Annotated in this window: 40 protein-coding genes; 10 read left to right on the top strand and 30 right to left on the bottom strand. The window is 68.4% G+C overall.

What is annotated here, in order from left to right; all coding sequences use genetic code 11:
- Nucleotides 1-792: 792 nt before the first annotated feature.
- From ACPL7H_RS09240 to ACPL7H_RS09360, 25 genes are all read right to left on the bottom strand, one after another.
- Complete coding sequence (locus ACPL7H_RS09240) at nt 793-3,354, bottom strand: DNA primase family protein (protein ID WP_424796660.1); 2,562 nt, start codon at nt 3,352-3,354, stop codon at nt 793-795.
- Nucleotides 3,351-3,980, bottom strand: a complete 630-nt coding sequence (locus tag ACPL7H_RS09245; protein WP_424796661.1) for a hypothetical protein — start codon at nt 3,978-3,980, stop codon at nt 3,351-3,353. The genes ACPL7H_RS09240 and ACPL7H_RS09245 overlap by 4 nt, the downstream gene beginning before the upstream one ends.
- A complete protein-coding gene (locus ACPL7H_RS09250; RefSeq protein WP_424796662.1) occupies nt 3,977-4,174 on the bottom strand; it encodes a hypothetical protein in 198 nt (65 codons plus the stop codon). The genes ACPL7H_RS09245 and ACPL7H_RS09250 overlap by 4 nt, the downstream gene beginning before the upstream one ends.
- On the bottom strand, nt 4,171-4,353 hold the full coding sequence (locus tag ACPL7H_RS09255; protein ID WP_424796663.1) for a hypothetical protein: 183 nt from the start codon (nt 4,351-4,353) through the stop codon (nt 4,171-4,173). The genes ACPL7H_RS09250 and ACPL7H_RS09255 overlap by 4 nt, the downstream gene beginning before the upstream one ends.
- A complete protein-coding gene (locus ACPL7H_RS09260) occupies nt 4,350-4,610 on the bottom strand; it encodes a hypothetical protein (protein ID WP_424796664.1) in 261 nt (86 codons plus the stop codon). Before ACPL7H_RS09260 ends, ACPL7H_RS09255 begins: the two co-directional genes overlap by 4 nt.
- On the bottom strand, nt 4,607-4,912 hold the full coding sequence (locus tag ACPL7H_RS09265; protein ID WP_424796665.1) for a hypothetical protein: 306 nt from the start codon (nt 4,910-4,912) through the stop codon (nt 4,607-4,609). The genes ACPL7H_RS09260 and ACPL7H_RS09265 overlap by 4 nt, the downstream gene beginning before the upstream one ends.
- The gene (locus tag ACPL7H_RS09270; RefSeq protein ID WP_424796666.1) at nt 4,909-5,388 is read right to left on the bottom strand and encodes a hypothetical protein; all 480 of its coding nucleotides are present in this window, start codon (nt 5,386-5,388) and stop codon (nt 4,909-4,911) included. Before ACPL7H_RS09270 ends, ACPL7H_RS09265 begins: the two co-directional genes overlap by 4 nt.
- Entirely contained in the window at nt 5,385-5,555 is a 171-nt protein-coding gene (locus ACPL7H_RS09275) for a hypothetical protein (protein WP_424796667.1), read from the bottom strand. The genes ACPL7H_RS09270 and ACPL7H_RS09275 overlap by 4 nt, the downstream gene beginning before the upstream one ends.
- A 1-nt stretch (nt 5,556) precedes the next feature.
- Nucleotides 5,557-5,877, bottom strand: a complete 321-nt coding sequence (locus ACPL7H_RS09280) for a hypothetical protein (RefSeq protein WP_424796668.1) — start codon at nt 5,875-5,877, stop codon at nt 5,557-5,559.
- The gene (locus ACPL7H_RS09285; protein ID WP_424796669.1) at nt 5,874-6,164 is read right to left on the bottom strand and encodes a hypothetical protein; all 291 of its coding nucleotides are present in this window, start codon (nt 6,162-6,164) and stop codon (nt 5,874-5,876) included. The genes ACPL7H_RS09280 and ACPL7H_RS09285 overlap by 4 nt, the downstream gene beginning before the upstream one ends.
- A gap of 43 nt (nt 6,165-6,207) precedes the next feature.
- Nucleotides 6,208-6,396 (bottom strand): hypothetical protein, encoded by a 189-nt coding sequence (locus ACPL7H_RS09290; protein WP_424796670.1) that lies wholly within the window; start codon nt 6,394-6,396, stop codon nt 6,208-6,210.
- Nucleotides 6,393-6,560 (bottom strand): hypothetical protein, encoded by a 168-nt coding sequence (locus tag ACPL7H_RS09295; protein WP_424796671.1) that lies wholly within the window; start codon nt 6,558-6,560, stop codon nt 6,393-6,395. The genes ACPL7H_RS09290 and ACPL7H_RS09295 overlap by 4 nt, the downstream gene beginning before the upstream one ends.
- A complete protein-coding gene (locus ACPL7H_RS09300; protein ID WP_424796672.1) occupies nt 6,557-6,709 on the bottom strand; it encodes a hypothetical protein in 153 nt (50 codons plus the stop codon). Before ACPL7H_RS09300 ends, ACPL7H_RS09295 begins: the two co-directional genes overlap by 4 nt.
- On the bottom strand, nt 6,706-6,870 hold the full coding sequence (locus tag ACPL7H_RS09305) for a hypothetical protein (protein ID WP_424796673.1): 165 nt from the start codon (nt 6,868-6,870) through the stop codon (nt 6,706-6,708). The genes ACPL7H_RS09300 and ACPL7H_RS09305 overlap by 4 nt, the downstream gene beginning before the upstream one ends.
- A gap of 85 nt (nt 6,871-6,955) precedes the next feature.
- Complete coding sequence (locus ACPL7H_RS09310; protein WP_424796674.1) at nt 6,956-7,627, bottom strand: hypothetical protein; 672 nt, start codon at nt 7,625-7,627, stop codon at nt 6,956-6,958.
- A 34-nt stretch (nt 7,628-7,661) separates the two neighbouring features.
- Nucleotides 7,662-8,525 (bottom strand): hypothetical protein, encoded by an 864-nt coding sequence (locus ACPL7H_RS09315; protein ID WP_424796675.1) that lies wholly within the window; start codon nt 8,523-8,525, stop codon nt 7,662-7,664.
- Entirely contained in the window at nt 8,522-8,839 is a 318-nt protein-coding gene (locus tag ACPL7H_RS09320) for a hypothetical protein (protein ID WP_424796676.1), read from the bottom strand. Before ACPL7H_RS09320 ends, ACPL7H_RS09315 begins: the two co-directional genes overlap by 4 nt.
- A 1-nt stretch (nt 8,840) precedes the next feature.
- Nucleotides 8,841-9,185 carry a hypothetical protein gene (locus tag ACPL7H_RS09325; RefSeq protein WP_424796677.1) on the bottom strand — a complete coding sequence of 115 codons (345 nt, stop codon included), beginning with the start codon at nt 9,183-9,185 and terminating at the stop codon, nt 8,841-8,843.
- 4 nt (nt 9,186-9,189) lie between these two features.
- A complete protein-coding gene (locus tag ACPL7H_RS09330; protein ID WP_424796678.1) occupies nt 9,190-9,453 on the bottom strand; it encodes a hypothetical protein in 264 nt (87 codons plus the stop codon).
- Entirely contained in the window at nt 9,450-9,590 is a 141-nt protein-coding gene (locus ACPL7H_RS09335; RefSeq protein ID WP_424796679.1) for a hypothetical protein, read from the bottom strand. The genes ACPL7H_RS09330 and ACPL7H_RS09335 overlap by 4 nt, the downstream gene beginning before the upstream one ends.
- Nucleotides 9,587-9,832 (bottom strand): hypothetical protein, encoded by a 246-nt coding sequence (locus ACPL7H_RS09340; protein WP_424796680.1) that lies wholly within the window; start codon nt 9,830-9,832, stop codon nt 9,587-9,589. The genes ACPL7H_RS09335 and ACPL7H_RS09340 overlap by 4 nt, the downstream gene beginning before the upstream one ends.
- Entirely contained in the window at nt 9,829-10,116 is a 288-nt protein-coding gene (locus ACPL7H_RS09345; protein WP_424796681.1) for a hypothetical protein, read from the bottom strand. Before ACPL7H_RS09345 ends, ACPL7H_RS09340 begins: the two co-directional genes overlap by 4 nt.
- 77 nt (nt 10,117-10,193) lie before the next feature.
- Nucleotides 10,194-10,382 (bottom strand): hypothetical protein, encoded by a 189-nt coding sequence (locus ACPL7H_RS09350; RefSeq protein WP_424796682.1) that lies wholly within the window; start codon nt 10,380-10,382, stop codon nt 10,194-10,196.
- Nucleotides 10,382-10,720, bottom strand: coding sequence for a hypothetical protein (locus ACPL7H_RS09355; RefSeq protein ID WP_424796683.1), 339 nt, complete (start codon nt 10,718-10,720; stop codon nt 10,382-10,384). Before ACPL7H_RS09355 ends, ACPL7H_RS09350 begins: the two co-directional genes overlap by 1 nt.
- Nucleotides 10,721-10,795: 75 nt before the next feature.
- Nucleotides 10,796-11,023, bottom strand: a complete 228-nt coding sequence (locus ACPL7H_RS09360) for a helix-turn-helix domain-containing protein (RefSeq protein WP_424796684.1) — start codon at nt 11,021-11,023, stop codon at nt 10,796-10,798.
- 180 nt (nt 11,024-11,203) lie between these two features.
- Between ACPL7H_RS09360 and ACPL7H_RS09365 the strand changes: the two genes are divergently transcribed.
- The 9 genes from ACPL7H_RS09365 (at nt 11,204) to ACPL7H_RS09405 (ending at nt 16,794) form a co-directional block, all read left to right on the top strand.
- Nucleotides 11,204-11,638, top strand: coding sequence for a helix-turn-helix domain-containing protein (locus ACPL7H_RS09365; RefSeq protein ID WP_424796685.1), 435 nt, complete (start codon nt 11,204-11,206; stop codon nt 11,636-11,638).
- Nucleotides 11,639-11,725: 87 nt separating this feature from the next.
- Nucleotides 11,726-11,926, top strand: a complete 201-nt coding sequence (locus ACPL7H_RS09370; protein WP_424796686.1) for a hypothetical protein — start codon at nt 11,726-11,728, stop codon at nt 11,924-11,926.
- Nucleotides 11,927-11,979: 53 nt separating this feature from the next.
- Complete coding sequence (locus tag ACPL7H_RS09375) at nt 11,980-12,270, top strand: DUF2335 domain-containing protein (RefSeq protein ID WP_424796687.1); 291 nt, start codon at nt 11,980-11,982, stop codon at nt 12,268-12,270.
- A 30-nt stretch (nt 12,271-12,300) separates the two neighbouring features.
- Nucleotides 12,301-12,714: an ImmA/IrrE family metallo-endopeptidase gene (locus tag ACPL7H_RS09380; protein ID WP_424796688.1), complete on the top strand. Its 414-nt coding sequence runs from the start codon at nt 12,301-12,303 to the stop codon at nt 12,712-12,714.
- Nucleotides 12,714-14,162: a recombinase family protein gene (locus ACPL7H_RS09385; protein ID WP_424796689.1), complete on the top strand. Its 1,449-nt coding sequence runs from the start codon at nt 12,714-12,716 to the stop codon at nt 14,160-14,162. The genes ACPL7H_RS09380 and ACPL7H_RS09385 overlap by 1 nt, the downstream gene beginning before the upstream one ends.
- A 100-nt stretch (nt 14,163-14,262) precedes the next feature.
- Entirely contained in the window at nt 14,263-14,637 is a 375-nt protein-coding gene (locus tag ACPL7H_RS09390) for a TadE/TadG family type IV pilus assembly protein (protein WP_424796690.1), read from the top strand.
- Nucleotides 14,634-15,122: a pilus assembly protein gene (locus tag ACPL7H_RS09395; protein ID WP_424796691.1), complete on the top strand. Its 489-nt coding sequence runs from the start codon at nt 14,634-14,636 to the stop codon at nt 15,120-15,122. The genes ACPL7H_RS09390 and ACPL7H_RS09395 overlap by 4 nt, the downstream gene beginning before the upstream one ends.
- Entirely contained in the window at nt 15,122-15,604 is a 483-nt protein-coding gene (locus ACPL7H_RS09400; protein WP_424796692.1) for a pilus assembly protein TadG-related protein, read from the top strand. Before ACPL7H_RS09395 ends, ACPL7H_RS09400 begins: the two co-directional genes overlap by 1 nt.
- A 167-nt stretch (nt 15,605-15,771) precedes the next feature.
- Nucleotides 15,772-16,794 carry an L-idonate 5-dehydrogenase gene (locus tag ACPL7H_RS09405; RefSeq protein ID WP_424796693.1) on the top strand — a complete coding sequence of 341 codons (1,023 nt, stop codon included), beginning with the start codon at nt 15,772-15,774 and terminating at the stop codon, nt 16,792-16,794.
- Nucleotides 16,795-16,798: 4 nt separating this feature from the next.
- On the opposite strand, the gene ACPL7H_RS09410 is transcribed toward ACPL7H_RS09405, so the two are convergent.
- Nucleotides 16,799-19,219, bottom strand: a complete 2,421-nt coding sequence (locus tag ACPL7H_RS09410) for an MMPL family transporter (RefSeq protein WP_424796694.1) — start codon at nt 19,217-19,219, stop codon at nt 16,799-16,801.
- 93 nt (nt 19,220-19,312) lie between these two features.
- Between ACPL7H_RS09410 and ACPL7H_RS09415 the strand changes: the two genes are divergently transcribed.
- Nucleotides 19,313-19,870, top strand: a complete 558-nt coding sequence (locus ACPL7H_RS09415; RefSeq protein ID WP_424788663.1) for a TetR/AcrR family transcriptional regulator — start codon at nt 19,313-19,315, stop codon at nt 19,868-19,870.
- Here the strand turns inward: ACPL7H_RS09415 and ACPL7H_RS09420 are convergent.
- From ACPL7H_RS09420 to ACPL7H_RS09435, 4 genes are all read right to left on the bottom strand, one after another.
- Nucleotides 19,867-20,190, bottom strand: a complete 324-nt coding sequence (locus ACPL7H_RS09420) for a 4a-hydroxytetrahydrobiopterin dehydratase (RefSeq protein WP_424788662.1) — start codon at nt 20,188-20,190, stop codon at nt 19,867-19,869. The genes ACPL7H_RS09415 and ACPL7H_RS09420 overlap by 4 nt on opposite strands.
- A gap of 117 nt (nt 20,191-20,307) precedes the next feature.
- Nucleotides 20,308-20,889, bottom strand: coding sequence for a histidine phosphatase family protein (locus tag ACPL7H_RS09425; protein WP_424796695.1), 582 nt, complete (start codon nt 20,887-20,889; stop codon nt 20,308-20,310).
- A complete protein-coding gene (locus tag ACPL7H_RS09430; RefSeq protein WP_424796696.1) occupies nt 20,886-21,596 on the bottom strand; it encodes a TIGR03089 family protein in 711 nt (236 codons plus the stop codon). The genes ACPL7H_RS09425 and ACPL7H_RS09430 overlap by 4 nt, the downstream gene beginning before the upstream one ends.
- 28 nt (nt 21,597-21,624) lie before the next feature.
- A complete protein-coding gene (locus ACPL7H_RS09435) occupies nt 21,625-22,872 on the bottom strand; it encodes an alanine racemase (protein WP_424796697.1) in 1,248 nt (415 codons plus the stop codon).
- Between the last annotated feature and the right edge of the window lie 116 nt (nt 22,873-22,988).

Here is a 22,988-nt window from a genome sequence, read left to right on the forward strand (position 1 = left end):
CTTGGTCGAAGTTGAGTGCCCCGAGGCCGATCTCGGCCAGGAGGTCGGGGTTGGTGCTCTTGTCGAATTCCAAGGGCCGGCGGGTGGTGGTGTCGATGACGACCCATCCGGATTCGGTATTGCCGGGGTCTATTGCTAATAGGCGCATTACGTGTGTCCTTTCTCTAGTAGGGCGGTTTGGTGTTGTGGGGTATTGGTTTTGGTTTGGGCCGGGTGATGGGAATGGGTGGTGCGAGGAACGGCTTATTGCACTTGTGTTCGGGGATAACAATGCATTCGGGGCCTGGGGGTGGGTGGAGTTTGCTTATGGGGCCGGTGGGGGTGCCTCGGGGTGTGATTTCGAAGTGGCCGGGGGTGTGGTGGAGTTGGTAGGTCCAGCGGCCGAGGAGGAGGGCGGCTTGTTCGAGGGCGTGTGTGAGGGGTGTGGGGTCGAGGCGGGTCATGGTGTTGTTGAGGCCGTAGAGGGTCCACGTGCGGCAGTTGGGGCAGCGGTCGGGGTGGAAGGTGCCGTTGGCGTAACGCAGGGGTGCGCCGAGTTTGCGTTCGATGTTCTTCTGGACGTGGGCGGGTATGCGGGTCATGGGGTGCCTGCCGGTGCGTGACGCATGTGACGCTGGTTCTGTATGGAGCCGATAGCGCGCGCGTTAAGGGGTATGTCGAGAAGTTGTGTCACTTGCGTCACGCTGTGCGGCGCTATCGGCTGTGACCTGCGGTAATACCGGTGACACATGTGCGGTGTGGATGCGTCACGAAGCGTCACTTTTTGGGGGGTATGCGTCACGATTTGGGGGTTCATCGTTGCCACCAGGCCTCTTCGTCGTCTTCGAGTGACGCTTCGGGTGACGCTTCTTCGAAGTCCTTCAGGCGGATTCCGTCGAGGTAGCGGGCCGCGTTGGTGCGGGTGGTTTCGACTCCGAATTGGGATTTGAGTGCCAGGGTGAAGGATCGTGGTGCGACGGGTTCGACGCCCTCTTCGGTGCACCAGGATTCGTAGGCTGCGCGCAGTTGGGATGATCGGATGTGCATGTGTTGGTGGTTGGGGTCTCCGACGTCGCACATGTCTTCGACGAAGCGGCCGACGGTGTTTTGGCCGGCTTCGTAGTCTTCGGTGGCGGCGAGTACGGCTGGGGGTTCGTGTAGTGCTCCGCGGTCGAGGTAGTCGGCGGCTCCGCGGATTGCCCAGGCGAGTATTCCGGGGCCTTCGTTTTTGATGAGTTGTTCTTCGAGGTCGGGGATTCGTGCGTGTTCTGGGACGGTGTGTACGAACGGGAGCATTCTTACTCGGCGCCAGAACGCCATTCCGCCGACGCGGACTTGTGGTTGGTGGTTTGCGAGGAGCCAGAGGGTGTGCGTGGGGGAGAAGTCAAAGAAGTCTTGTCGCATGAATCGTGCGGTGATGTGGTCTTTGCCGGTGAGTTCTTTGATTCGGGCTTCGTCGAATCTTTGGCCGTCGTCGAGTTCTGAGGTGACGACGAGGCGTTGTCCGGAGAGTCTGGCGAGTTCGGTGGGGTGGCCACGGTTTCTGGTGGCTAGGAGCATTTCGGCGGGGGCGGTGCCGGCGTATCCGCTGGCGCCGGTGCCGATGATGTGTTGGAGGACGGCCATGAGGGTTGATTTGCCGTTGGCGCCGGATCCGAAGGCGAAGAAGAACACCTGGTCGCGTACTTGGCCGATGAGGGACATGCCGACGGCGCGGGCGATGAAGGTGGTCATGTCGGGGTCGCCGGCGAAGGTGTCGGCGAGGAAGCGGTCCCACATGGGGGTGGGTTGGTTGAAGTCGGGGGCGATGATGGTGGAGCGGGTGTGGAGGGCCGCGGGGTCTGGTGGTCTGAGTTCGCCGGTGCGGAGGTTGATGACGCCGGTGGGTGTGTTGAGTTCGTAGGGGTGGGCGTCGAGGTGTTCGGCGGGGGTGACGGTTCGCCGGTCTGAGCGGGCGAGGCCTGCGATGGAGCGGATGCCGTTGTAGGACAGTGCGCGTTTCTTGTAGGTGGCCCAGCCTTCTCCTTCGGGTAGGTTGCGGGCGATGGTGCGGATGAGTTCGTGGATGTGGTCGTTGTCGTCGTTGCTCCAGCGGTGTCCGGTCCAGGTGAGCCAGGTGCCGCGGCCGGAGCAGTGGCGGATTTCGTGTTGGTGGCGGTCTACGAGGAGTAGGGCGGTGTTGTCTTCGTTGGGGGCCGGTAGGCGTTGCGGTGGCGCTGGCTCTGGGTCGGGTTCCTGTGCGGCCAGGGCGGTGGCGCCGTCGGTGGGTGGTGGCACGGGGGTGAGGTGGTGTGGTGGGGGTGGTGGGGGTGGTGGGTTGGTGATGAGGCCTTGGAGGGGGTTGTGTTGGTGGGGGTGGTCGCCGACTTCGCGGCGGGCTCGGGTTTCGGGCATGGTGGCGATGCGTTGGGTGCCCCATTGGAGGGCGCCGTGGAACTCTCCGCGGGCTTCTTCCCGGGGCGGGTTGTTGGTCAGGAGGTGCCGGAAGCGGTCTCGGAGGGCTTGGGCGGCTTGGTGGTGGTCTTCTTTGGTGAGGCAGCCGAGGCGGTGTAGGGCGGCGAGGCGGGTGGCTTGCGCGAGGAGCCAGGGGTGGCGGGCGGTGGGTGTGTCGGCGGCCCAGCCGGTGACCATTTTCTGTGCGTATAGGCAGGTGTGTTCGGCGTGTTCCCAGGTGGCTGGTGGGGAGAGGGTTTCGCCGAGTTGCTCTTGGTCTTCGGGTTGTTCGGGGACGCCGTAGCCCAGGAGGGTGTCGTTGATTGTGGCGGCGTCAAGGGGGTAGCCGGTGTCGGTGACGGCGACGACGGGTACGGGTTGGGCGGGGTTTTTGTGGTTGGTGGTGCCTGGTGCGCGCAGGATCCGGGGTAGGTCGAAGACGTGGTCGGCTTGCCCGCCGTGGGCTGCGGCGACGGTGGTGACGAGGCGGCCGAAGCGGCGTAGGAGCGCGGTGGTGGTGGTGTGGTCGGTTAGTGCGGGGTCGTCGGGGTCGGTGGCCCAGATGGGTTGTAGGCCGTTGCCGGAGTTGACGATCGCGGTGGGGCGGGTGCCGAGCATGGTGGAGAGGTCGTTGATGACTGCTCGGGCGGTTTCGAATGAGTCGAGGCCGTCGGGTTTGATGTCGAGGTCGACGTAGAGGGCGGCTAGGCGGGTGATGTCTTCGGCTTTGCCGCGGCCGGTGGCGCTGGGTCTGATGGGGTTGACCCCGTACCAGATGTTGACGTTTTGGAGGGTGGCTGCGTAGGCGCCGGCTGTGGTGCTGGGCAGGATGCGGGAGGTGAATTGTTGTCTTGGGCCTTGGTGGTTGATGGAGGTGTGTTCGCCGGGGGTGTGGATGAGGTTTAGGAGGTCGGCCAGGGTGAGGATCTGTGGTGCTGTCATGGGGTTGGTCCGTTCTGGCCGTGTTCGAAGCGGGCGGAGCGGGCCGCGGTGTAGGCGACTTCGACGTGGGTGTTTTGCCGGGTCTGTAGGCCGGTGAGGAGTTGTTCTCCGGTGGCGTGGATGTCGCCGCTGTCGCAGGCGACGGTGTTGTAGGTGATAGGACCGGGGCCTGACCCGTGGGGGTCGCCGTCGTATTGACCGCAGTCCCACGGGGTGGCGATGAGGTCGCCTTTGTGCATGTGGAGCCGTATGGGGCGTGTTGTTCGGGTTCGGCCGGGGCGGGGCACGGGCCCTAGGACGAGGAGGTCGTTACCGCCGGCGTCGTGGCAGCCGCCGCCGTCGTTGCTCGAGAGGGAGGCGGCGGCGTTGATGAGGCTCTGAGCCTCTGCTGGAGTGAGGTGGCCTTTGACCTCTGCCCAGAGGCCGAGGTCGGGGAGCCAGAAGTCCGGTAGGTAGGGGTGTTCGTTGACGCTCATGCCGGTGATGCGGTCGGTGACTATGACGCCTTGGGGTTCGTATTCCCAGGTGATGCCGAGGTGGTCGAAGAAGACGGCCCAGCGGGCTTCGAGGCGGGAGCGGAAGTGGCATCCGGCGTAACGGGTTTGGATTGCTTTGACGGCGGTCACTGTTTGTGCTCCTGTACGGGGATGCGGACGTGTAGTGCTGGGTGTTGGCCGTGGGTGAAGGTCCAGGTGGGTCGCCCTTGGGGGGTGAGTCCGTGGGTGGTGAGGGTGAGTTGGAGGCTGTTGTGGGCTTCTGCGCGTAGTTGTTTGAGGGTTTGGTCGGGGTTTTCGATGGGCCAGGTGATGTGGAGGTTCACGCCCGGTCTCCTCTCTCGTTCGTGACGGCTTCCAGTTCCCCGGCCCGGTGCCACGTCCTGCGCCCGTCCACGTTGACGGCGAACTGTCCGCCGTAGGGGTCTTGGAGGTGCCCGGTGATGGTGCCGGTGCGGCCGGTGGCGCGGATGATGACGGGGGTGTTTGGGGGGAGGGTGGTCATTGCGCACCGCTGTGTTCGCTGGCGATGCGGGCGCACATGAGCAGGGCGTCTTTGCGATCCAGCACTGATCGTTCGTCAATAGCCTCGATAGCCTGCGCGATCTGCTCGGCGATCTCGGCGCGGACCTGGGCGTCGTGGGCTGCGAGCCATGTGTCGAAGTCCCCTTCGGCAGCCTCACGTGCGCCGGGGTTGTCGCCAGCACTCAGCCAGGCGTACCCGTGACGCACGTCCTCGGTGGTGGGCGTGCGCTCGCTCATCGGTCGGTCCTTTCGGTGTAGGCGGCGGCGAGGTCACGTAACGCGACCTGCGCCTCATCGATTGCCAGGCTGTAGACCTCGCGGTGCACCTGGGGCCATCTGGCGGTGCCTTCGCGCTGCGGGCCTTCGGTGGCCCCTGATAAACGGTCTGCCGCATCGGTGAGTGCCCGTGCCTGCGCCTCGCGGATGAGTGGCATGAGGGCGTCGGCAATCATCAGCGGAGTCATGTCGCCCCATCGCCGCCCCCTCACCGATGCGACGATCTCTCGCGCCACCTGCTCGCGTAGGCCGTCGTTGCTCATTGCTGCCTCTCGGTGATGTGGAAGTGGGCTAGGAGGGCTTGGGCTTGGCGGCGCACGTTTTCGCGTGAGCGATCCGTGAGCCCCTCCCACGGCTTGCCCTTGGTCAGCGTGAAGCCGGTCCCGGATTCGTAGAGCACCCGCGCCACGGTTTCGGTATCGGCCTCGGGGCGGGCCGTGGCGAGCAGGCCAGCGAGGGCGTCGCGGAGCACGGAAACGCGCCACGCAGGCGTCGTGCCCAGCGCGTTGTCGTGCTCCCACAGCACTCGCGCCGCGTCCTCGACGGTCGCGGTGGGCGGCTCGGCGCGGCCAGCGGACAGGTACGGGTTGCGAGGAGCAGGCCCGAGTTCGTGGCGACGGGTCGCCAGGTGCCCGGTGCGCTCCAGTCCCTGGCCGCGCTCGATACCCGCGCCGTAGCCCTCGGCCCATGCCTCGGCGCGGGCGTTGTCGGTGACGGACGGGCGGTCAGCGGCGGTCACCGGGACACCTCCTTGCGGACGAGGTTGAGGTTGCCCTGCATGTGGTCGATCTCCTCGTGCACGTCGATCGCCCCGCCGTAGCGGTGCATGTCGGCCATGAGGCGCGCTGCTGCCTGGGCGATGCGGGCGAGGGACTGGATCGAGTCGTTCGGGTCGGTGTGTGGCATGTCAGTTCTCCTTGGTGGTGTCGGTGGGGGCCGCGAGAGCAGCACGGACTTCCCGGGCGGCGGTGGCCCAGCAGTAGCGGGCGTTCTCGTCTCGGATGCGGTACTCGTCCAGTTCGCGCTGCCATTCGTCGGCGAGGGCTTCGACGGCGGCGAGGCGGGCTTCGAGGCGGCGCTGGTACTCAAGATCGGCCTCAGTGGTGCAGCGCAGGTTCTCGACCTCAGCGAGCAGGGCCGGGAGCGCCAGCAGTGCGGCATGACCGTCCTCGTCGGTCCAGGACGGGAGGTCTGCGAACTCACGCAGAGCGGCCAGGTCGATACTCATGACGTTCCTTCGATGGGTGCGTAGGTGAGGGTCACGTGGTCGCCGCCGCGCTCGGTGAAGGTGAGGGTCAGCGTCTTGGGGTCGGCGTGGTGCTCGGTGCCGGCGTCCCGTAGGCGTTTGCGGCGGCTGTCGAATGCCTCGCGGGGGGTGGGCCTGCCGGTGGTGGTCCATTGGCTGACGGTGGTGACGTGCACGGCGTGCTGGTGCGGTGCGGTCCTGGCGGCGCTGATGGCTTCCCAGTCGGGGCCGCGTCCGCCGAGGGTGGGGGCGATGGTTGGCTCGGTCATCGGCCACCGCCCACCTGGTCGTGCGCTAGTCGCTCGGCTGGGCTCATGCGGGCACGCTCGCGATCCACACGAGTGCGTAGATGACGGCGACCCAGGCCAGGACACCGAGCGAGCCGGCGAGTAGGTGGCCGAGTGCGCGGGCGGGGTTGGAGTCGCGGCGGTCGATGGGGCGGCGTGCGTCGCGGTTGCCGAAGTGGGGGGCTGGTCGGCGTGCGTGGAGACGGTGGCTCACGAATCGGCCCTCGTCGCTGCCCACACGCCAACCCATGCGAACGATAGGCCGACGAACACGCCGCCGGCCCATGCTTGGAGCGTGGAGCCGGAGTAGAAACCCGAGGCGCTTGTGACGACACCGATGACGGCGCTGAGTGTGGCGTGGATCAGGTCGCGGCTCATCGCAGCGCCTCCTCGATCAGCCCCTGGGCGCGTGCCAGCACCACCAGCCCGTCACCGGTCGGCGGGGCGTGGATCTCGGTTTCGCTGGTGGTCATCAGGTCGCGGGCGGCTTGGGTGGGGTGGGTGTCGATGGTGTGCAGGGTGGTCATCGTTGGGTCTCCAGTTCGTTGGCGCGGGCCCTGAGTTGGTTGATGCGGGCCTGTAGGTCGATCACGGTTTGGGGGTTGTCGCAGTGGGGGGCGGCGCGGTTGAGGCGGTCTTGTGCGGCGTCCAAGGCCATGCGGACCACGTCGCGGCTGACGGGTGCCACCTGGGCGCTCCTTTCCGTGGGTGTGGTGTTGGTGCCACGCCCCGGGCTCGCACCGGGGATGCCGCTAGTTCGTGGCTGCCGCCTGTCAAGCGGCGATGAGCATTTGGACGACGGAGGTGTCCAGGCCCAACTGGGCGGCGATCTGCTCCTCCGACAAACCCAGGCCCTTTAACTGTTTGGCTTTGTCCGCCGGAGACTCCGCCGCCGCCGCGGGTGCGGGTGCGGGGGCCGAAGCCGGTGCGGGCGCGGACACCGGGGGCGTGGCGGGTGCGGACGGCTGCCCACCCACCTCCTGGTCACCCATGAGGGCGGCGTTCCCTGCGGGTGTGTAGACGATGGTCCAGTTGCGCCCGCTGCGGCGATCGCCCGGGGTGTCGTAGTGGGTGAGGGTGATGTCCAACTTCCCGCCCACCTCGAGGCCGTTTGCGCCGGCGGCGCGCACAGCGGCCCGGGTGGCCTCTTTCAATCGTCGGCCTTCCAGGTACAGGGTGCGGACGCCCTCGTCGTTGTCCACCGACGGGTCGCGTTCGTCGGTTTGGACTTCCACGACGATGCCCATGATCGGGTCGCCGGAGGGGAAGAATTTCGGGGCGCCCCCGCCGGGGTTGTTCGGGTCGTACTCAGTTTCCTGACGGGCAGTCGGCGGGGACGCGATCGTGCCGACCTTGCGGACGCCTTCGGAGTCGAACTTCCAGGTGGGGCCACCGCCGCCACCCATGAGGTACTGATTAGCCTGATCTGCTGTCGTCTGAGACATCTTCTGCTTCTTCCTCTTGTGTGTAGGTGCCGCGCTAGGCGGCGTTGGTCCCACGGGCGGTGTTGCCGGTGGGGGGTATGAGGCCGGCCAGGTCGTCATGCACACGGGACCGGCCGGGGCGGGGCAGACCTGCGGGCTTGTCGCTGTAGCGGTGGCATTCGAAGCAGCCGTCGGCGCGGTCCAGGTTCGTGATCCACGCATCGCGCACCTCGGTGCCGACCTGGGCGAGGGCGGCGAGGTTGGTGTGCAACCTGTTGGCCCGCTCGAGCGCCTTGACGGCGACCGTTTCGTTGTACGGCTCGGTCCACCAGATGGCGTCGTTGAGGGTGACGGACCCGCGAGGAAGGTAGGCGATCGCTACGTGCTCCACCCGGTGCCCAGCGTTGGCGTACCCGCGCCCATACAGATGAGCCTGGGTGCGGTAAACCTGGGAGGGTCCGGAGCGGGCGCGTTTGAGGGTGGTGGGCCCGACGATCTTCCAGTCCAGGGTCATGCCGACGGCGGTGTCGAAGAGGTCGCAGGAGCCCCAGATCTCTTCCCCGCCGATGTGGCCGACCATCACCTTCTGCTCGACGAGGTAGCGGCGCCCACCAGTGTGGTTGGCGTTGCGGGCGTTTTCGTGGGCGATGAATGCTTCTTCGAGGGCGGTGTGTGCGGCGGTGCCGAGGAACGGCAGCCAGGGGACGCCGTCCTCGGTCTGCTTCCAGCCGGCCAACTTGGCGGCGAGGCAGTGGTCGCACGGGTTCCCGATCTCGGAGGGTCCGATGCGTTCTTGGAGGGAGCGGGGCTGGTGGGTGATGGCGTGTTCGATCACCCACCGCGCCTCGCGTAGGGCCTCGTCGGCGTCACCGCCCACGTAGGGGGCGTGGCGTGGGGGCAGCGCTGTTGTGGCGGTCATGACGCCCTCGCCTTCTGCACGCTGGCGGGCATGACGCCGTCCTCGTTCGTCTGGCCGGGCATGTTGTGCGTCTCGCACGGCCGCTCGGCGGCGAAGCCGTGGTTGCGGCAGTGCGGGTCTGAGCCCACCCGGGTGCCGTACTCGGTGTTATCGCACGAGCAGCAGAAGCAGTCGGTGCGCTCCTCGACCCAGGGCTGGGCCACTACGAGGCGGCGGCGGATGAGGCCGGGTGTGTGCTCCTCCTCGGTCCAGAACTCGCCGCCGGCTATGTTGCGCTGACGGTCGACGATCTTCGTGCGCGGGTAGATGCCCATGTCAGCGCACCGTGACCGTGGGGTTGCCGACCGTCTGGAACCGCTCGAGTTCGGCTGGGGAGAGGTGGCGCTTCAACAGCGCGCTGCTGATGCGGGCCTCGTACAGGCCCGGCCGGTCAGTGAACGGGAGCGCCTTTTCGGCGGCCTTGGTGTCGAGGCGGCGGGGGCGGGTGACGATCACCTTCGACCCTGCGAGGTCGTGGGTGCCGTCGCCCAACTCCTCGGCGAGGACGGCTTTGATCTGGGCGCGGCGCTCCTTGACGGCTTCTTCCTGCTCCCGCAGTTTCAGGTCCTCAAGGACCAGTTGTTCGAGTTCGGTGATGCGGTCGGTGTCGGTGGTGGTCATGGGTTCAGGTCCCCTTCTGGGTGGTGTTGGTTCGGAGGCGGGAGGCGATGCGGTGCTGCCCGTGGCGGTGCAGCATGCGTTTCAGGCCGTTGACGCTCAGTCCGAGGCGTTTGGCTGCGCCGGGGAGGGTTTCGCCGGTGTGTGCCATGAACGCGGCGTCTTCGATGGCTGCCCGGGTGCGGGGGGTGGCGTTGGGGGTGAGGCGGGGGTCGCCGGTTTCGCCGGTGAGGAGCGCGTGCACCAACGGGGCGTCCAGGTGGGTGCTCATTGGTCGGCCCCTTCTTTCCAGCGGGCGCGGAGTTCGTCGCCGCGTTCGGCGATGAGGTCCTCGACGTAGGTGGCCTGGTCGATGAGGCCGTCGTCGCCGGTGTAGTGGGCGGGGTTGAGTCGGCTGGTGGTGCTCATCGGTCCCCCTTGCGGTACAGGGGGCGGGTGGTGGGGTCCACGTGCCCGTCGACGTCGAACTCGACCATGCGCGCCACCACACCCTCGTTGGTGGTGTGGGTCAGGTAGCGGGCCCGGTACTCCTCACCGGACTCGTGGGGGTCGGGGTAGGGGTGCACCCACTCCGGGGCGGGTTCGGTGGTGGCGGTGTCGCGGCCGAGGCCCAGGAGTTGGGACAGGGACGGGAAGCGGAGGATGCTCATGACGCCACCACCTGGGCCAGTTCGGCGACCATCGCGTCGGCGGCGTCCAGGTACCACTGGGGTGCGTCGGGGATGCCGTGGGGCAGGTCGGTCAGGGTGTAGATGGAGCGGTTGCTGGCGTCGTCTGCGAACACGGTCGTGACGCGCACGGTGTGCCCGTCCGGCCAGAGGATCGTCTGGTATTGCACGGCCGTGGCCGTCATGGGCCGGTCGGCGTAGTCCTCCATGTCCACCGGGACCGGCAAGGGCAGGTTGATGGAGAGGGTGCGGGTTGTGGTGCCCATTGGGTAGGCTTCCTTTCGTTCGGTGAAGCCCTCACGTCGTCTTGGTTGGTGGTGTGGGGGCTTCGCTATTGGGTGGTTCAGGCGGCGTCGTTGTGCCGCTTGGCGCGGCGTGCGCGGATGCGTGCCTCGAGTTCGGCCAACGGCGGGCCGGTGGGGGTGTAGGCGCGGCGTGCGGCCTCCTCCACGGGCAGTTCGTCCAGGAGTTGGTACGCCTCGGCGAAGGCCTGCCCGGCGGCCTTGATCGCCTGCTCGCGGCTGGTGCCCATCAGGCGGCGTCCTGGTCGGACAGGCCGGGCTGGTAGCGCACGTACACGCGCACTGAGCCGTCGTCGCTGGTGCGGGCGGTGGCTTCGAATCCGCCGCCGGGTGTGTTGCGGAAGTCGACCAACTTGCCCGAGTTGATGACGGACGCGAAGGACCAGGCGCGACGCTTGGAGGCCGACTTGAAGGTGCGCAGCACGGCCCACTGTCCGGGCTTGGCCTTGAGTGCTGCGGCGACTGCGGCGTAGATGCCGGCGTCTTGCTTGCGCTCTGGGGGGTTCTCCCAGACCAGGTCAGCGGGGGTGATGGTGCGATCGGTGCTGTTCAGGGTGATGACGGACATTGGTATGGTTCCTTTCGTTGTGAGTTGCCCTCGTTGCGTCTGGACGGACTGGCGGGGGCTTCTTGCTGCCTGGGGTTAGGCGGCGTCCTGGTTGGTGACCACGTAGGTGATCGCGTCGAGGGGTTGCCCGAGACGCTTGGCGATGGCCACTTGAACGTGCGGCGCCGGTTGCTTGCGGCCCTTTTCGATGTTGGTCAGGTAGCCGGGGGTGATGTCGCAATCGATGGCGAACACCCCGTGCTTCACCCCGAGCAACTCGCGTATGGCCCGGACCGCGGGGCCGTTGATCAGTCGTTTGCTCATGTGGAAGAGCATAGGCAACAAGAGGAAAGACTGTCAAGCAGGAAAGGGCAATATGGTGAAAGTGGGCGCTGACCTGCGGTTATGCGATGTAGTTACGCCCGTGGTTTTCCGATCCGAGGGGGTCTAGGCTGCATCTTGCCCTCCTTGCTTTCCTCAACTTTCCTCACGAGGCTCCCTCCCATGATCAACGCGCAAGAGATCCGAGACGCCCGCCAACGCGGCGGAATGACGCAAGCCGAACTGGCCCAGCGCGTCGGCGTCTCACAGCGCACAGTGGGCAACTGGGAGCGCGGAGAGTCCATCCCGCGCAACCGGGCGGCGAAGATCCGCGCCGTGCTCGCCGATCACCTCAGCACCGGCCAGGCCGCACCCTTGCGGTCAGCGTCGGACGCCGAGTTGCTGGCAGAGATAGCGCGCCGGTTCGAACGCGCCAAGGAGAGTGAGGAGGTGGTGGGCAATGCGAAGCATCCCGCCCCCATAGAGAACGAGACCAACGCCAGGCCGGCCCGGTTCGGCCTGGCCGCGATGGCCGGCGAGCCCGGCAACCCACCCGACACCACCACAGGAGAGGAAACACAAGTGCCGCCGGGCGAGGAGGACGGTGACGAGGCGTGAGTCCGGAACAGGAGCCACGCGATAATCGTTCCCCTAGTAGGGACGGTTTTGGCGAGCGCGAAGGCGAGGAGGAGGTAGAGTCCAACCATGAGCCCGACACAAGCAGTGTTGAAGGGGATCAGCCGGGGGATGCGGATGGGATTGGCCCCAGACCCGACGCGCCTTCGCGAACTCAGCCGGGAAGCAGCGTCGATCGACTACACGGCCGAGGCGTGGAAGGACGTGGGGCGGAGCCTGGAACAGGCGATCCAGCAGGAGAGCCAGTCCAGGGGTCATTCCCAGAAGTAGACGAACACAGCGTCGTCGCTGTTGAGTTCGCGGGCCCTATCCCGCACCCTGCGATGCTCTCCGGTTTCGAGAACGTCGTGCCGGGATCTGCGGAACGCATCATCCGCATGGCCGAAGAGTCCCACCGGGCGAGGATCGAGGTGGAGCGGGTCCCGGTTGACGCTGAGGCTTTCGCGCTCCGGGCCTCCACGGTCGGGGTTTCGTTCCTGCCTTGGTTGATCATCCTATTGGCGGGCGGGCTCATCATTGCCGGCGAGTCCGCCGCGGGGATTATTGCGGGCCTTGTCGGCGTTATCGCGGTCGGCCCGCAGATTATCGCTGCCACCCGTCGCGCAAGGGGTTGATGTCACACCCTGCGCCTACGGTCCAGCGGTATGTTTCACCCTTGGCGCGCGTTGCGCAGTAACCCGCACATTGACGTGCATTGGACGGACCAACCACCGGGCCTGATCGCGTCCACTGATGGGCGTTCCCGGATCTTCATGGACACCCGTCTGTTGCAGGTGCAGCGGCGGTGTGCGGCGACGCATGAGTTGATCCATATCGAACGTGGGCACACTCGGGAGTGTTCCCCGGGGGAGGAGTTGTCGGTGCGGGTGGAGACCGCGCACCGGCTGATCGGCACCTTCCGGTTGATGGATGTGATGGCGTGGACGGAGTCGTGGGAGGAGGCGGCGGAGGAGTTGTGGGTGACGGTGGAGGTGTTCATGGACCGGCTCGCGTCGCTGACGAAGGCGGAGCGGACGGCGATCCAAACCATGTATGAGCAGACCGAAGGAGGTGCCTGATGCGGCCCCATGTTGTGCCTGATGTGCCGCCGCGGGCGGTGCTGTACCTGCGTCAGAGTGTGGATCGTGAGGAGTCGATCAGCCTCGAGTTGCAGGAGACCGCGGGGCGGGACTACGCCACCCGCATGGGGTACGTGGTGACCGAGGTGCTCGCGGACCCGGGGATCAGTGGGCGCACCTGGGCCCGCCCGGCCGTCAAACAGGCTCTCGCGTTGGTGGAGGCCAGGGACGCTGACGTGATTGTGGTGTGGAAATGGTCCCGCCTGGCGCGTAACCGTCGCGACTGGGCGGTGGCGGTGGACACGATCGAGGCCGCCGGCGGCCGCCTGGAGTCCTCCACCGAGACCGTGGACACCACGACCAGTACGGGCCGGTTGGCGCGGGGGATGCTTGCGGAGATTGCAGCGTTTGAGTCTGACCGCATCGGCGACGGGTGGCGGGAAGCCCACGCCCGCAGAGTCAAGGCAGGCCTGCCGGCGAACGGTAAACCCCGGTGGGGATACACCTACGACCAGGGGGCGAAGGTGCACCGCCCGGACCCGGTGACGGGGCCGGTGCTGGCGCAGTTGTATGCCCGGTATGTGGCGGGGGAGTCGGTGTACTCGTTGGTGCGGTGGCTGAACGCCAACGGGCATCGCACCAGCCCGGGGTATGGCACGTCGGGTGGGGTGTGGTCGGACCGGTCGCTACGGCGGGTGCTGGACTCGGGTTTCGGTGCCGGCCTGATCACCGTTGCGGGGGAGCGGCACCCTGGGGTGCACGAGCCGGTGATCGACCGGGGCCTGTGGGAGGCGTACCAGGTGTCCCGCGCCGGCCGTCGGGTGAGGCGTTCCTCGGAGCGGTCCCAGTATCTGTTGTCGGGGATGGTGCGGTGCGCGTGCGGTGCGGGGATGACCGGTGGGCAGTTCGGGGCGGGGCGGGTGGCGAAGTTCCGGTGCAAGGCGGCCGCCGACCAGGGCCGCCATGGCGGCGGGTACGCCACCATGCATCTGGTTGAGGACGAGGTGCTGGCGTGGTTGCGGGACTTGGCGGGGGACGTGGACGATGCCACCGCCCAGGGGGCTCTGACTGCGGTCAGGTCGCGGCGGCACGCCCACGATGAGCGGGCGCTTGCCCGGGAGGCGGGGGCGGTGCAGGAGCAACTGGTGCGGGCCACCAGGGGGCACGTGGAGGGCCTCATCCCGGATGGGGCGTACCGGGAGGTGGTGGCCGAACTGGACGAGCGGGCGCGGATGGTGGAGGCGCGGCGGTTGGCCGCTTCGGTGGCATCGCGGGAGGCGTCCGCGCCGCAGGTTGCGGCAGACCTGCTGCAGGATTGGGAGGTGCTGGCGGTGGACGTGCGCCGCGCGGGCCTGCGACGGTTGATCAGCCGGGTGGTGGTGACGACAGGCCGGCCACGGTCTATCGTTGAGGTGGTGCCGGTCTGGGTTGGTGAGACCAGGGCCTAGTCACGTTGATGACCGCCGGGTTGGTGGTACTGATCTGGGCGCTGGCCGGGGAACTGCTCACCCAGGTCTTCGAGACGGCGATCGAGCGCATCCTGGGGGCGTGAGCGCCGAAGGTGAGCGGGGCTCGGCCGTGGTGGACTTCCTCCTGGTTTCCCTGTTGGTCACGGTGCTCACGCTCGGACTGATGCAACTGGCGCTGACCCTGCACGTGCGTAACATCCTCATCGACTCGGCAGCCGAAGGGGCCCGCTATGCGGCCCTGGATGGTCATGAGTTGCATCACGGGGTGGCTCGTACCCGGGCACTGATCACCGCGGCATTGCCGAACGCCTACGCCGATCAGGTACAGGCAGGGATGATCACCCACGAGGGCGTGAGCCTGGTCCAGGTGCAGGTACACGGCCCGGTGCCGGTGCTGGGCCTGCTCGGCCCGGGCGGAGTGATCAGCGTGAGCGGGCGGGCGGTCTTGGAGTGAATAGCGAGCGGCGGGACCTGCGCCGTGCGTGGGCGGCGGTGCGCTCCCGGTTGGGGGAGGGGGAGCGCGGCAGCGCCGTGGTGGAGTTCCTCGGGGTGTCGTTGCTGATGCTGGTGCCGATCGTGTACCTGATCCTGACCCTGGCGCAGATCCAGGCGAGCGGTTTCGCCGCCGAGGGAGCGGCCCGCGAGGCCGGTCGGGTGCTGGCAGGTGCCGAGACGTTCGAGCAGGGGTTGACCGCTGCGCACCTGGCGGTGGAACTGTCCTTCGCCGACCAGGGGATCGCCGTCGACGGCGCCCAGGCACTCCAGATCAGGTGCCAGCACGAGCCGTGCCTGACGCCGGGGTCCTACCTCTACATCTCGGTGCGCACCGACGTGGGCCTGCCCGGCATGCCGGCGATGCTCTCCGGCACGCTACCGAGCGTGACCCAGGTTCAGGCGGATGCGATGACGGCGATCCCGCGGTATCGCGAGGTGGGCTGATGCGGGCGGACCGGCGAGCACGCCCGATGCGCATCCGTGCCGGCGACGAGAACGGCCAGATCATGCTGCTGTCCATCGTCTATGGGCTGGTCACTCTGGCCCTGGTCCTGGTGGTCGCATCCGTCTCTCACCTGCACATCGAGCGCAAGCGTCTGTGGAACCTGGCCGACTCGCTGGCCGCCGGCGCTGCCGATGCGGCTGACGTGGGACGGTGGTACGACACCGGTGGAGCGGACGGTCTGGTGCTGACCGACGCCAGCGTGAATGAGGCGGTAAGCGATCAATTGGCGGCAACACCCGAAGTGGTCACCGATTCCTTCATCGACTTCAGGGTCGTCTCGGTGAGCGCGGTGGACGATCAGACCGTGGAGGTCACCCTGTCCGCCCGGGCTCGCCCGCCGCTGGTGCCGTGGGTCCTGGTGCCGTGGCAGGACGGCTTCACCGTGCAGGTGACTTCCCGGGCCCACGCCACCGAGCCATGACCGGGGCCGGCGGTGTACGACAGGTGAGGTAACGGTGGGGGCAGCAAAGAAGGAGCCCCTCGCCACGTCAATGGAAATCGTCATCTCCGTCGTCGGACTCGGATTCGTGGTGCTGCTCAGGCTGGTGGTCTAGTGGTGCCTATGAGCGCGGAGAAAGGAGAGCCGACATGAAGGCAGTAGTGATCCACGGCGCCGGTGACCTGCGGGTGCAGGAACGTGAGGTTCCCACCCCTGGCACCGGGCAGGTGCTGGTCGCGATGGAGTTCGGGGGTATCTGCGGCTCGGACCTGGCCTACTACGCCCACGGCACCTCCGGCACCGCCATCCTGCGCACGCCGATGATCCTGGGTCACGAGGTGGCCGGACGGATCGCGCAGGCCGGGGCCGGTGTGAGCGGCCTGACGGAGGGCACAGCGGTGACGATGCATCCGGCCCGGTATGGCCCCGGGCCACTGGCGCCGCACCTGGGGGAGCGGACCAACCTGCACCACGATGTGCGCTACCTGGGATCGGCAGCGCCCACCCCGCACCAGGACGGAGCCTTCGCCCAGTACGTGCTGGCCGAAGCCGGCCAGATCCGGGTGCTGCCCCCGGGGGTGAGCACCCGGCACGGCGCGGTGGCCGAACCCTTCGGCGTGGCCCTGCACGCGGTGCATCGCGCGGGCTCGGTGCAGGGACAGGATGTGCTGGTCAACGGGGTCGGACCGATCGGGGCGCTGTGCGTCGCGGCAGCCAGGGCACGGGGCGCGGCCAGCGTCACCGCGGCGGACATCGCACCGGCCGCGTTGCAGATCGCGGCCGAGTTGGGAGCCGATCACACCGTCAACGTCGCCGCGGGGGAGGAGCTGCCCGCCGATGTGCCGGTGGTCATCGAGGCCAGTGGCGCCGCGGCCGCCCTCGGCCCGGTATTGGCGGCGGTGGCCCGCGGCGGTGTGGTGGTGCAAGTGGGGAACCTGCCGCTGACCGACCGCCCGGCGGTGCTGGGTAACCTGGTCACCCGGGAGGTGGAGTGGCGCGGTTCCTACCGATTCGTCGATGAGATCACCGACGCCGTGGCACTGCTGGCTGGCCAGGTGGACGTCGAACCGCTCCTGACCCACACCTTCAGCCTTGATCAGGCCCGGCTCGCCTTCGATACCGCCGCCGACCCCGGAAGTGGCGCAGGGAAGGTGCTGCTCGACCTGGGGTGAACCCTCAGGCGTCGGCGAGTTCGCGCTCCCGGGTGCGGGTGCGTTGCAGCGCTGCGCCCTCGACATCCATGTTCGGGGAGATCCGGTCCAGCCAGGCCGGCATCCACCACGCGGCCCGGCCGAGCAGGTGCATGGCCGCGGGGATGATCAGCATCCGCACCACGAACGCGTCGAACAGCACCCCCACGGCCAGGGCGAAGCCCATCGGGCGCACCATGGTGATCTGGGAGAAGGCGAACCCGCCGAAGACCGCGACCATGATCAACGCAGCGACGCTGACCACCACCCGGCCGTTGTGGAACCCTGCGGTCACCGCCCGGCGGGCAGGGGTGCCGTGGGCGTAGGCCTCCCGCATCCCGGAAACCATGAACAACTGGTAGTCCATCGCCAGCCCGAACAGCACGCCGGTGAGCAGCAACGGCAGGAAGTTCAGCAGCGGCCCGGGGGTGTGCACGCCGAAGGCTTCCCCGAACCAACCCCACTGGAAGACCGCGGTGGTGGCCCCGAGGGCGGCGAACAGTGACAACCCCAGTCCCAGCGCGGTCAGCACCGGTACCAGGATGGAACGGAACACCCCGATCAGGATCACCACCGACAGGCCGAAGACCACCAGAACGTACACCGGCAGGGCGTCGGCGAGCTGGTCGGAGATGTCGATGTTGCCCGAGGCCAGCCCCGCCACCCCCAACTCGGTGCCGTCGACCAACGGCGAGGCCGCGCGCAGATCACGCACCAGCGCCTCGGTGGACTCACTGGAGGGGCCTTCGATCGGGATCACTTGGAAGGCCATGAAGTCACGGCCGGCGGAGGTGCCCACCGGCGCCACCGCCGCGACGTCGGCGCGCCCGGCCAGCACCGTGGCCAGATCGAGTTGGACCTGCAGTTCCTCGTCCTCGGCTACCGGCTCGTGCAGATCGGCAGTGACCACCAGTGGCCCGTTCTGTCCCTCGCCGAAGGCCTGGGCGGTGATCGTGAAGGCTTGGTACTGGGTGTTGTCCTGCGGTTCGGAGGAGCCATCGGGCAGTCCCAGACGCATCGAGGTGGCCGGGATCGCCAGCACCGCCAGCGCGGCGACGCCGATGACCACCGTGGCCACGGCACGCAGGGTGCCCATCGGCTCGGTGCTGCGCGTGGGGACCGCACCGTTGGCAGCCCGTTCGCGTGCCTTGCGGGACCACACCCCGGACCCGATCAGACCCAGCACGGCCGGGGTGAAGGTGATGGCCACCGGCACGGCGACGACGATGCAGATCGCAGCGACCACGCCCATCACGGCCAGGAACTCGATCCCGGTGATCGCCAGCGCCAGCAGCGCGATCATCGTGGTCAGGCCGGCGAACACCACAGCGGTGCCCGCCGTGCCGTTGGCCAGTCCGATCGACTCGCGCACGTCCATCCCCTCACGCACCTGCCGGCGGTGGCGGTAGATGATGAACAGGGAGTAGTCGATGCCCACGGCCAGGCCCAGCATCAGCCCGAGCACCGGGGTGACGGTGGTCATCTCCACCGTGCCGGAGAAGGCCATCGACCCGCCCACCCCCACGCCCACGCCGACCAGTGAGGCCAGCACCGGCAGCATCGCCGGGCGCAGCGCGCGGAACACCAGGATCAGGACCAGTGCGGCGCCGATCACCCCGATGATCTCCCCGGCCCCGATCAGGCCGTCGATCGAAGCGGCGATCTCGGCGCCGTACTCCACCTGGACACCTGGCAGGTCAGCGGCGTCCAGGACGTCCATGACCTCCTGCTTGACCTCTTCGGGCACGGAGAAGACGTCGTCGTCGAACAGCACCGTGGCAAGCGCCACGGACTCGTCTTCGGAGACGGTCCGGATGTCCTCGGCCAGGGCCGCCAGGTCAGCGGCCAGGTCGAGTTGCTCCGACTGTTCCTCCAGGGTGACCAGCTGGGCGGAGACCTCGTCCAGCTCGGCCTCCATGGCGGCGATCTCCTGCTCCGGTGCACCCACGGCCCGGGCCTGCTCCAGGCCCGCGGTGAGCCCTTCCTGCGCCTCGAGCAACTGCGGCCGGTTCTCCTCGATCTCGGCCAGGCCCTCGGCGAGTTCGGCGTCCTGCGCGGCCCGCTCCTGCTGTGCTTCGAAGGGGTCGATGACCTCGGGGATCTGCTCTACCTGCTCCACCTGGTCCAAGGCGGAACTGATGTGCTCGCGCTGGTCGCCGGTGAACTTCGCGGCGCCGGTGGTGTGGAAGACCACGGTGCCGCCGGTGGCACTGGAGTCCAGTTGGTCCTCCAGGTGCTCGTTCACCCGTTCGGTCTCGGTCCCGGGGATGGAGAACTGCGCTGCCAGGGTGCCACCGAACATCAGGAAGCCGCCGACGGCGAGCGCGAGCAGCAGCGCCCAGGCCGTGATCACACGGCCGGCGCGGCCCGCGGACCATTGTCCGACCCGATAGAGCAACGTGGCCACGGCGATCCTTCCGATAGGGGCAGGGCCGCCCCATTGCACCACACCCGTCGCATAACCAACAAGTGTTGTTTATCACGTCGGTGAGGTGGCACAATGAGCACCATGGACCCCCGCATCGCCCGCACTCGTAGTTCGCTGCGCCAAGCCCTGCTCGGGTTGGCCCGTGGACGCGACTTCGAGGAGATCTCGGTGGCCGACATCGCCGAGAGCGCGGGCATCAACCGCAGTACGTTCTACCAGCACTACGCGGACAAGAGCGAGTTGCTGGTGGACGTGCTCGATGCCATCACCTCCGACCTGCTCACCCAGGTCAGCGCCGACCTCGAGCCCGAGGAGGCCTACCAGGTGCTGGTGCGCTACATGGAGCACGTGCGCGACAACATCGCCCTGTACCGGCAGATCTTCTCCGAGGCAGTCGCCGCCGGAGTGCCGATCCGGATCCGCGAGCGCCTGGAGGGCTTGCTGCTCACACGCGCAGCCGGCTCAGAACTCGGTGGCCTGCCTCTGCCGATCGCCGCCGCCTCGATCACCGGATCGGCCGTCGCGATCATTGCCACCTGGGTGCGCTCCAGCGAGCCGGGCAGCGCCGAGCAGGTCGCCGGATGGATCTGGCAGATGGTGGATCTGCATGGGGCGATCCCGCGGGACTAGTCGCTGCCCACGTCCCGGGGTGCCGCCACGACACCCTCGCGCTCGGCCAGGTCGCTGATCTGGCGGGCCATCAGCACGTCCCGTTCGGTCAGTCCACCCACGTCGTGGCTGGTCAGGGCCACATCTAGGTGCGGGTAGCGCAGGTCCAGGTCGGGATGATGGTCAGCGGCCTCGGCCGCATGCCCGATCAGGTTCAACAACCGCAGCCCGGTCGCGAAGTCCCCGGTGCGCCATCGGGTGCGCAGCATCTGGTCCTCGATGACCCAGTCCACCAGGCCCTTGGCCCGTACGTCGGCTTCGGACAACTTCTCCGTTGACATCTGGCCTCCTCACAACTCCGGTGTGTTCAACCTACCCCGTTGTGTTGGGCCCGGCACGGCGGCCCCGGCCCCGCTATCGGACCCTGCGCGCCACGCGTGACCGCCCCGCGCACCCCGCTACCGAGCCGCCCGCGCCCACCGGCCCCAGGGCGAGACCACCTCGAAGGCTCCGCCGGGGCCTGCGGCCAGTTCGCAGTGGTCCGGCATGTTCAGGCGCGCCCACGCGTCGGCGTCCGGGGGCGCGCCCACCAGCGCTGCCACCAGCAGCGTGAAGGCGGTGCCGTGCCCCACCAGCACGCATGCGGGGTGGGTGCTCGACTCCAGCGCGGCCAGGGCGCCGTCGACGATCCGCATCGTCGCCTCCACCCGCGGTTCCCAGGTGGCACCGGACGGTGCTTTCCCGGTGGTGAGGTAGTCCCGGGTGGCGGCGCGGAACTCCGCGGCAGGCAGCAGCGCGCCGTCCCGGGCCACCTCGGCCAGCGCGGGCAGCACCTGCACCGGCTCCCCGGTCAGCAGCGCGGCACTCTGACGGGCCTTGGGCTCGGGCGAGGTGAACCAACTGGCCGCGGTGGGCAGCGCCCCGGCGCCGAGCAGCGGCCCGACGTCGGCGCCGGCTGCCAGTTCCCACTGCCGGGGCGGGGCGGCTTCGGTGATCCGGGGCCGGGCGTGGCGGACCAGGTGCAACCGGTCGGTGATCATCGCCCCTGGTCCTGCGGACCCTGGTCCTGTGGGCCCTGGTCCCGCGTACCGTGGTGGTGCGCCACCTCGGCGCCCTCGACGCGCGCCAGGTGAGCGGCGTCGGCACCCGCATCGGCCACGAGCACCACCGAGGCGCCACCGAGCAGCATCACCAGCACCCGGGCCACCATCTGCTCAGGGGCCAGGTCCGCCACCGGTACCAGCACCCGCTCGGGACCGGACCAGGCCGGCCCCGCCACCGCACCGAGGTCTGCTGCGTCGGTGGGCGTCAGCAACTGATCCGGGTAGGTCATCAGGTCCGCGGCGCCGTCGATCACCCCGTCCGGCAGGTCGCCGTCGAAGGCCATCGCCAGCGCAGGCAGCGCCACCGCGATCACCGCAGGCCCGCCCGGGGCGTCCTGGGGTCGCTCGGTGACGATCACGTCGTCGTCCGGCCGTCCCGGGCGCAGGTGCGCCTGCGCCCCGGTCAACCATGCGCCGAGGGACCACACCAGCGCCCGCCAGTGCACCGGCAGGTCGATGGCCACCATGGTGGAGGGCTCGGCATCGGCCTCCTCGGTGAGCAGGTTCGCCACCTTGATCACCCAGTTGGCCAGCACGCGTCCTGACAGTTCCACCCGCTCGGCACCGGGGCCGTACCAGGTCAGTCGCGGTTGGGCACCCTCCGGGCCCTGCCAGGAGGCGATCAGATCGGACACGTCGGCCATACAGCACACCCTACGCGCGCCGCAGCGCTCAGAATTCGGTGTGGACCAGGCCGACCACGCGGTGCTCGCGCAGCAGGGGAAGGGTGGGCCATTTGTCGAAACTGGTGCATGGGTGGGAGATGCCGAACTCGATCACCTCACCCACCTGCACCGCGTCGTCGGTGTGCAGGAACAGGTGCTGGTCGTTCAACCGGGTGGTGGTTCCGGACAGGTCCCGGGCGTTGCCCGCGCCGGAGGAGCTGCCGGTGGCGGCGTGCACCCGCAGGGGGATCGGCAGGTCGGCGTCGAACGGGGCGTCGCGCCGCCCCGCGCCGCACAGCACCAGACCCGGTTCGGGCACTGAGAGCACCTGCGCCCACAGTCGCAGCGCCGGCCGCAACCGAGCCGGTTCGCGCATCCGCGACCATGGGTCGGAGCGGGCGTAGATGCCGTGGTCGTGGCTGAGGTAGGCCCCTGAGCGCACCACCACCCGATGTCGCGCGGTCACGTCGGCATGGGCGAGCACCGACTCCACCACGTCCAGGTAGGCGCTCCCGCCCACGCTCAGCACCGGCGCCTCGACCGGGACTTCCTCGGCGACGGCGTCGGCGGCCTGCAGCAGCCCGGTGCAGAATTCGCCCACTGCCGCCAGGGCGCCGGCATCGGTGCCCTTGGCCACACTGCCCTCGTAGCCGCTCACCCCGACCACGCGCAGCCCGGCCGCCTCGGCCGCCCGGGCCAGCGCGGTCACCTCGGCGAGGGTGCGCGCCCCGGTGCGGCCACCGGGATGGCCGCACTCGATCAGCACCCCGACCCGCTCGCGCACCTGCGGGGCGGCCAGGTGCGCCGCGAGCAGGTCCACGCCGGCGTGGCTGTCGGCATAGAGCCACACCTGCAGGTCCTCATCGCCCTCGGCGCCGATCGCCTGCTCGGCCAGCCAGGCCAGTTCACGGGCGTCGGTGAGTTGGTTGGCCAGCAGGATGTGCTCGGTTCCCCAGGCGCGGACCTTGCGCAACTGGTCGGCGGTGGCCACGGTGGCGCCCCAGGCTCCGGCCTCATGCTGACGCTCCCACAGTCCGGCGGACATGTGCGTCTTCACGTGCGGTGCGAGGTCGAAGCCGTGGCGGGCGCAGAAATCGGCCATCGTGGTCACGTTGTGGGTCAGTGCCGACTCATCCAGCGTCATCACCGGCCAGGAGAACGGGCCGGTGAAAAGGTCCGGGCGCTCGGTGGCCACGGTGGTCTCGAACCGGGCCGGGGTGGTGCCGGCGGGCACATGCAGACCTTTGATTCCCATCGACTCACGGTAGCGTGCACCGTTGGCGGGCCGGCATCGAAGGTGCGCCGATCCGGGTGCGGACCGCGGCATATCAGCAACCGCCGACCCTCGCAATATCACGCCCGGGCTTGACT

The organism is Pseudactinotalea sp. Z1732 (genome assembly GCF_049724975.1).
In the GTDB taxonomy this organism is placed as follows: domain Bacteria; phylum Actinomycetota; class Actinomycetes; order Actinomycetales; family Beutenbergiaceae; genus CALKWS01.

Bases quoted from the DNA above. Each gene is read 5' to 3' on its own strand.
- ACPL7H_RS09240 (WP_424796660.1), bottom strand. From the start codon at position 3,354: ATGACAGCACCACAGATCCTCACCCTGGCCGACCTCCTAAACCTCATC.
- ACPL7H_RS09255 (WP_424796663.1), bottom strand. From the start codon at position 4,353: ATGACCACCCTCCCCCCAAACACCCCCGTCATCATCCGCGCCACCGGC.
- ACPL7H_RS09260 (WP_424796664.1), bottom strand. From the start codon at position 4,610: ATGAGCGAGCGCACGCCCACCACCGAGGACGTGCGTCACGGGTACGCC.
- ACPL7H_RS09265 (WP_424796665.1), bottom strand. From the start codon at position 4,912: ATGAGCAACGACGGCCTACGCGAGCAGGTGGCGCGAGAGATCGTCGCA.
- ACPL7H_RS09275 (WP_424796667.1), bottom strand. From the start codon at position 5,555: ATGCCACACACCGACCCGAACGACTCGATCCAGTCCCTCGCCCGCATC.
- ACPL7H_RS09280 (WP_424796668.1), bottom strand. From the start codon at position 5,877: ATGAGTATCGACCTGGCCGCTCTGCGTGAGTTCGCAGACCTCCCGTCC.
- ACPL7H_RS09285 (WP_424796669.1), bottom strand. From the start codon at position 6,164: ATGACCGAGCCAACCATCGCCCCCACCCTCGGCGGACGCGGCCCCGAC.
- ACPL7H_RS09295 (WP_424796671.1), bottom strand. From the start codon at position 6,560: ATGAGCCGCGACCTGATCCACGCCACACTCAGCGCCGTCATCGGTGTC.
- ACPL7H_RS09300 (WP_424796672.1), bottom strand. From the start codon at position 6,709: ATGACCACCCTGCACACCATCGACACCCACCCCACCCAAGCCGCCCGC.
- ACPL7H_RS09310 (WP_424796674.1), bottom strand. From the start codon at position 7,627: ATGTCTCAGACGACAGCAGATCAGGCTAATCAGTACCTCATGGGTGGC.
- ACPL7H_RS09315 (WP_424796675.1), bottom strand. From the start codon at position 8,525: ATGACCGCCACAACAGCGCTGCCCCCACGCCACGCCCCCTACGTGGGC.
- ACPL7H_RS09320 (WP_424796676.1), bottom strand. From the start codon at position 8,839: ATGGGCATCTACCCGCGCACGAAGATCGTCGACCGTCAGCGCAACATA.
- ACPL7H_RS09325 (WP_424796677.1), bottom strand. From the start codon at position 9,185: ATGACCACCACCGACACCGACCGCATCACCGAACTCGAACAACTGGTC.
- ACPL7H_RS09330 (WP_424796678.1), bottom strand. From the start codon at position 9,453: ATGAGCACCCACCTGGACGCCCCGTTGGTGCACGCGCTCCTCACCGGC.
- ACPL7H_RS09335 (WP_424796679.1), bottom strand. From the start codon at position 9,590: ATGAGCACCACCAGCCGACTCAACCCCGCCCACTACACCGGCGACGAC.
- ACPL7H_RS09340 (WP_424796680.1), bottom strand. From the start codon at position 9,832: ATGAGCATCCTCCGCTTCCCGTCCCTGTCCCAACTCCTGGGCCTCGGC.
- ACPL7H_RS09345 (WP_424796681.1), bottom strand. From the start codon at position 10,116: ATGGGCACCACAACCCGCACCCTCTCCATCAACCTGCCCTTGCCGGTC.
- ACPL7H_RS09350 (WP_424796682.1), bottom strand. From the start codon at position 10,382: ATGGGCACCAGCCGCGAGCAGGCGATCAAGGCCGCCGGGCAGGCCTTC.
- ACPL7H_RS09355 (WP_424796683.1), bottom strand. From the start codon at position 10,720: ATGTCCGTCATCACCCTGAACAGCACCGATCGCACCATCACCCCCGCT.
- ACPL7H_RS09360 (WP_424796684.1), bottom strand. From the start codon at position 11,023: ATGAGCAAACGACTGATCAACGGCCCCGCGGTCCGGGCCATACGCGAG.
- ACPL7H_RS09365 (WP_424796685.1), top strand. From the start codon at position 11,204: ATGATCAACGCGCAAGAGATCCGAGACGCCCGCCAACGCGGCGGAATG.
- ACPL7H_RS09370 (WP_424796686.1), top strand. From the start codon at position 11,726: ATGAGCCCGACACAAGCAGTGTTGAAGGGGATCAGCCGGGGGATGCGG.
- ACPL7H_RS09375 (WP_424796687.1), top strand. From the start codon at position 11,980: ATGCTCTCCGGTTTCGAGAACGTCGTGCCGGGATCTGCGGAACGCATC.
- ACPL7H_RS09380 (WP_424796688.1), top strand. From the start codon at position 12,301: ATGTTTCACCCTTGGCGCGCGTTGCGCAGTAACCCGCACATTGACGTG.
- ACPL7H_RS09385 (WP_424796689.1), top strand. From the start codon at position 12,714: ATGCGGCCCCATGTTGTGCCTGATGTGCCGCCGCGGGCGGTGCTGTAC.
- ACPL7H_RS09400 (WP_424796692.1), top strand. From the start codon at position 15,122: ATGCGGGCGGACCGGCGAGCACGCCCGATGCGCATCCGTGCCGGCGAC.
- ACPL7H_RS09405 (WP_424796693.1), top strand. From the start codon at position 15,772: ATGAAGGCAGTAGTGATCCACGGCGCCGGTGACCTGCGGGTGCAGGAA.
- ACPL7H_RS09415 (WP_424788663.1), top strand. From the start codon at position 19,313: ATGAGCACCATGGACCCCCGCATCGCCCGCACTCGTAGTTCGCTGCGC.
- ACPL7H_RS09420 (WP_424788662.1), bottom strand. From the start codon at position 20,190: ATGTCAACGGAGAAGTTGTCCGAAGCCGACGTACGGGCCAAGGGCCTG.
- ACPL7H_RS09425 (WP_424796695.1), bottom strand. From the start codon at position 20,889: ATGATCACCGACCGGTTGCACCTGGTCCGCCACGCCCGGCCCCGGATC.
- ACPL7H_RS09430 (WP_424796696.1), bottom strand. From the start codon at position 21,596: ATGGCCGACGTGTCCGATCTGATCGCCTCCTGGCAGGGCCCGGAGGGT.
- ACPL7H_RS09435 (WP_424796697.1), bottom strand. From the start codon at position 22,872: ATGGGAATCAAAGGTCTGCATGTGCCCGCCGGCACCACCCCGGCCCGG.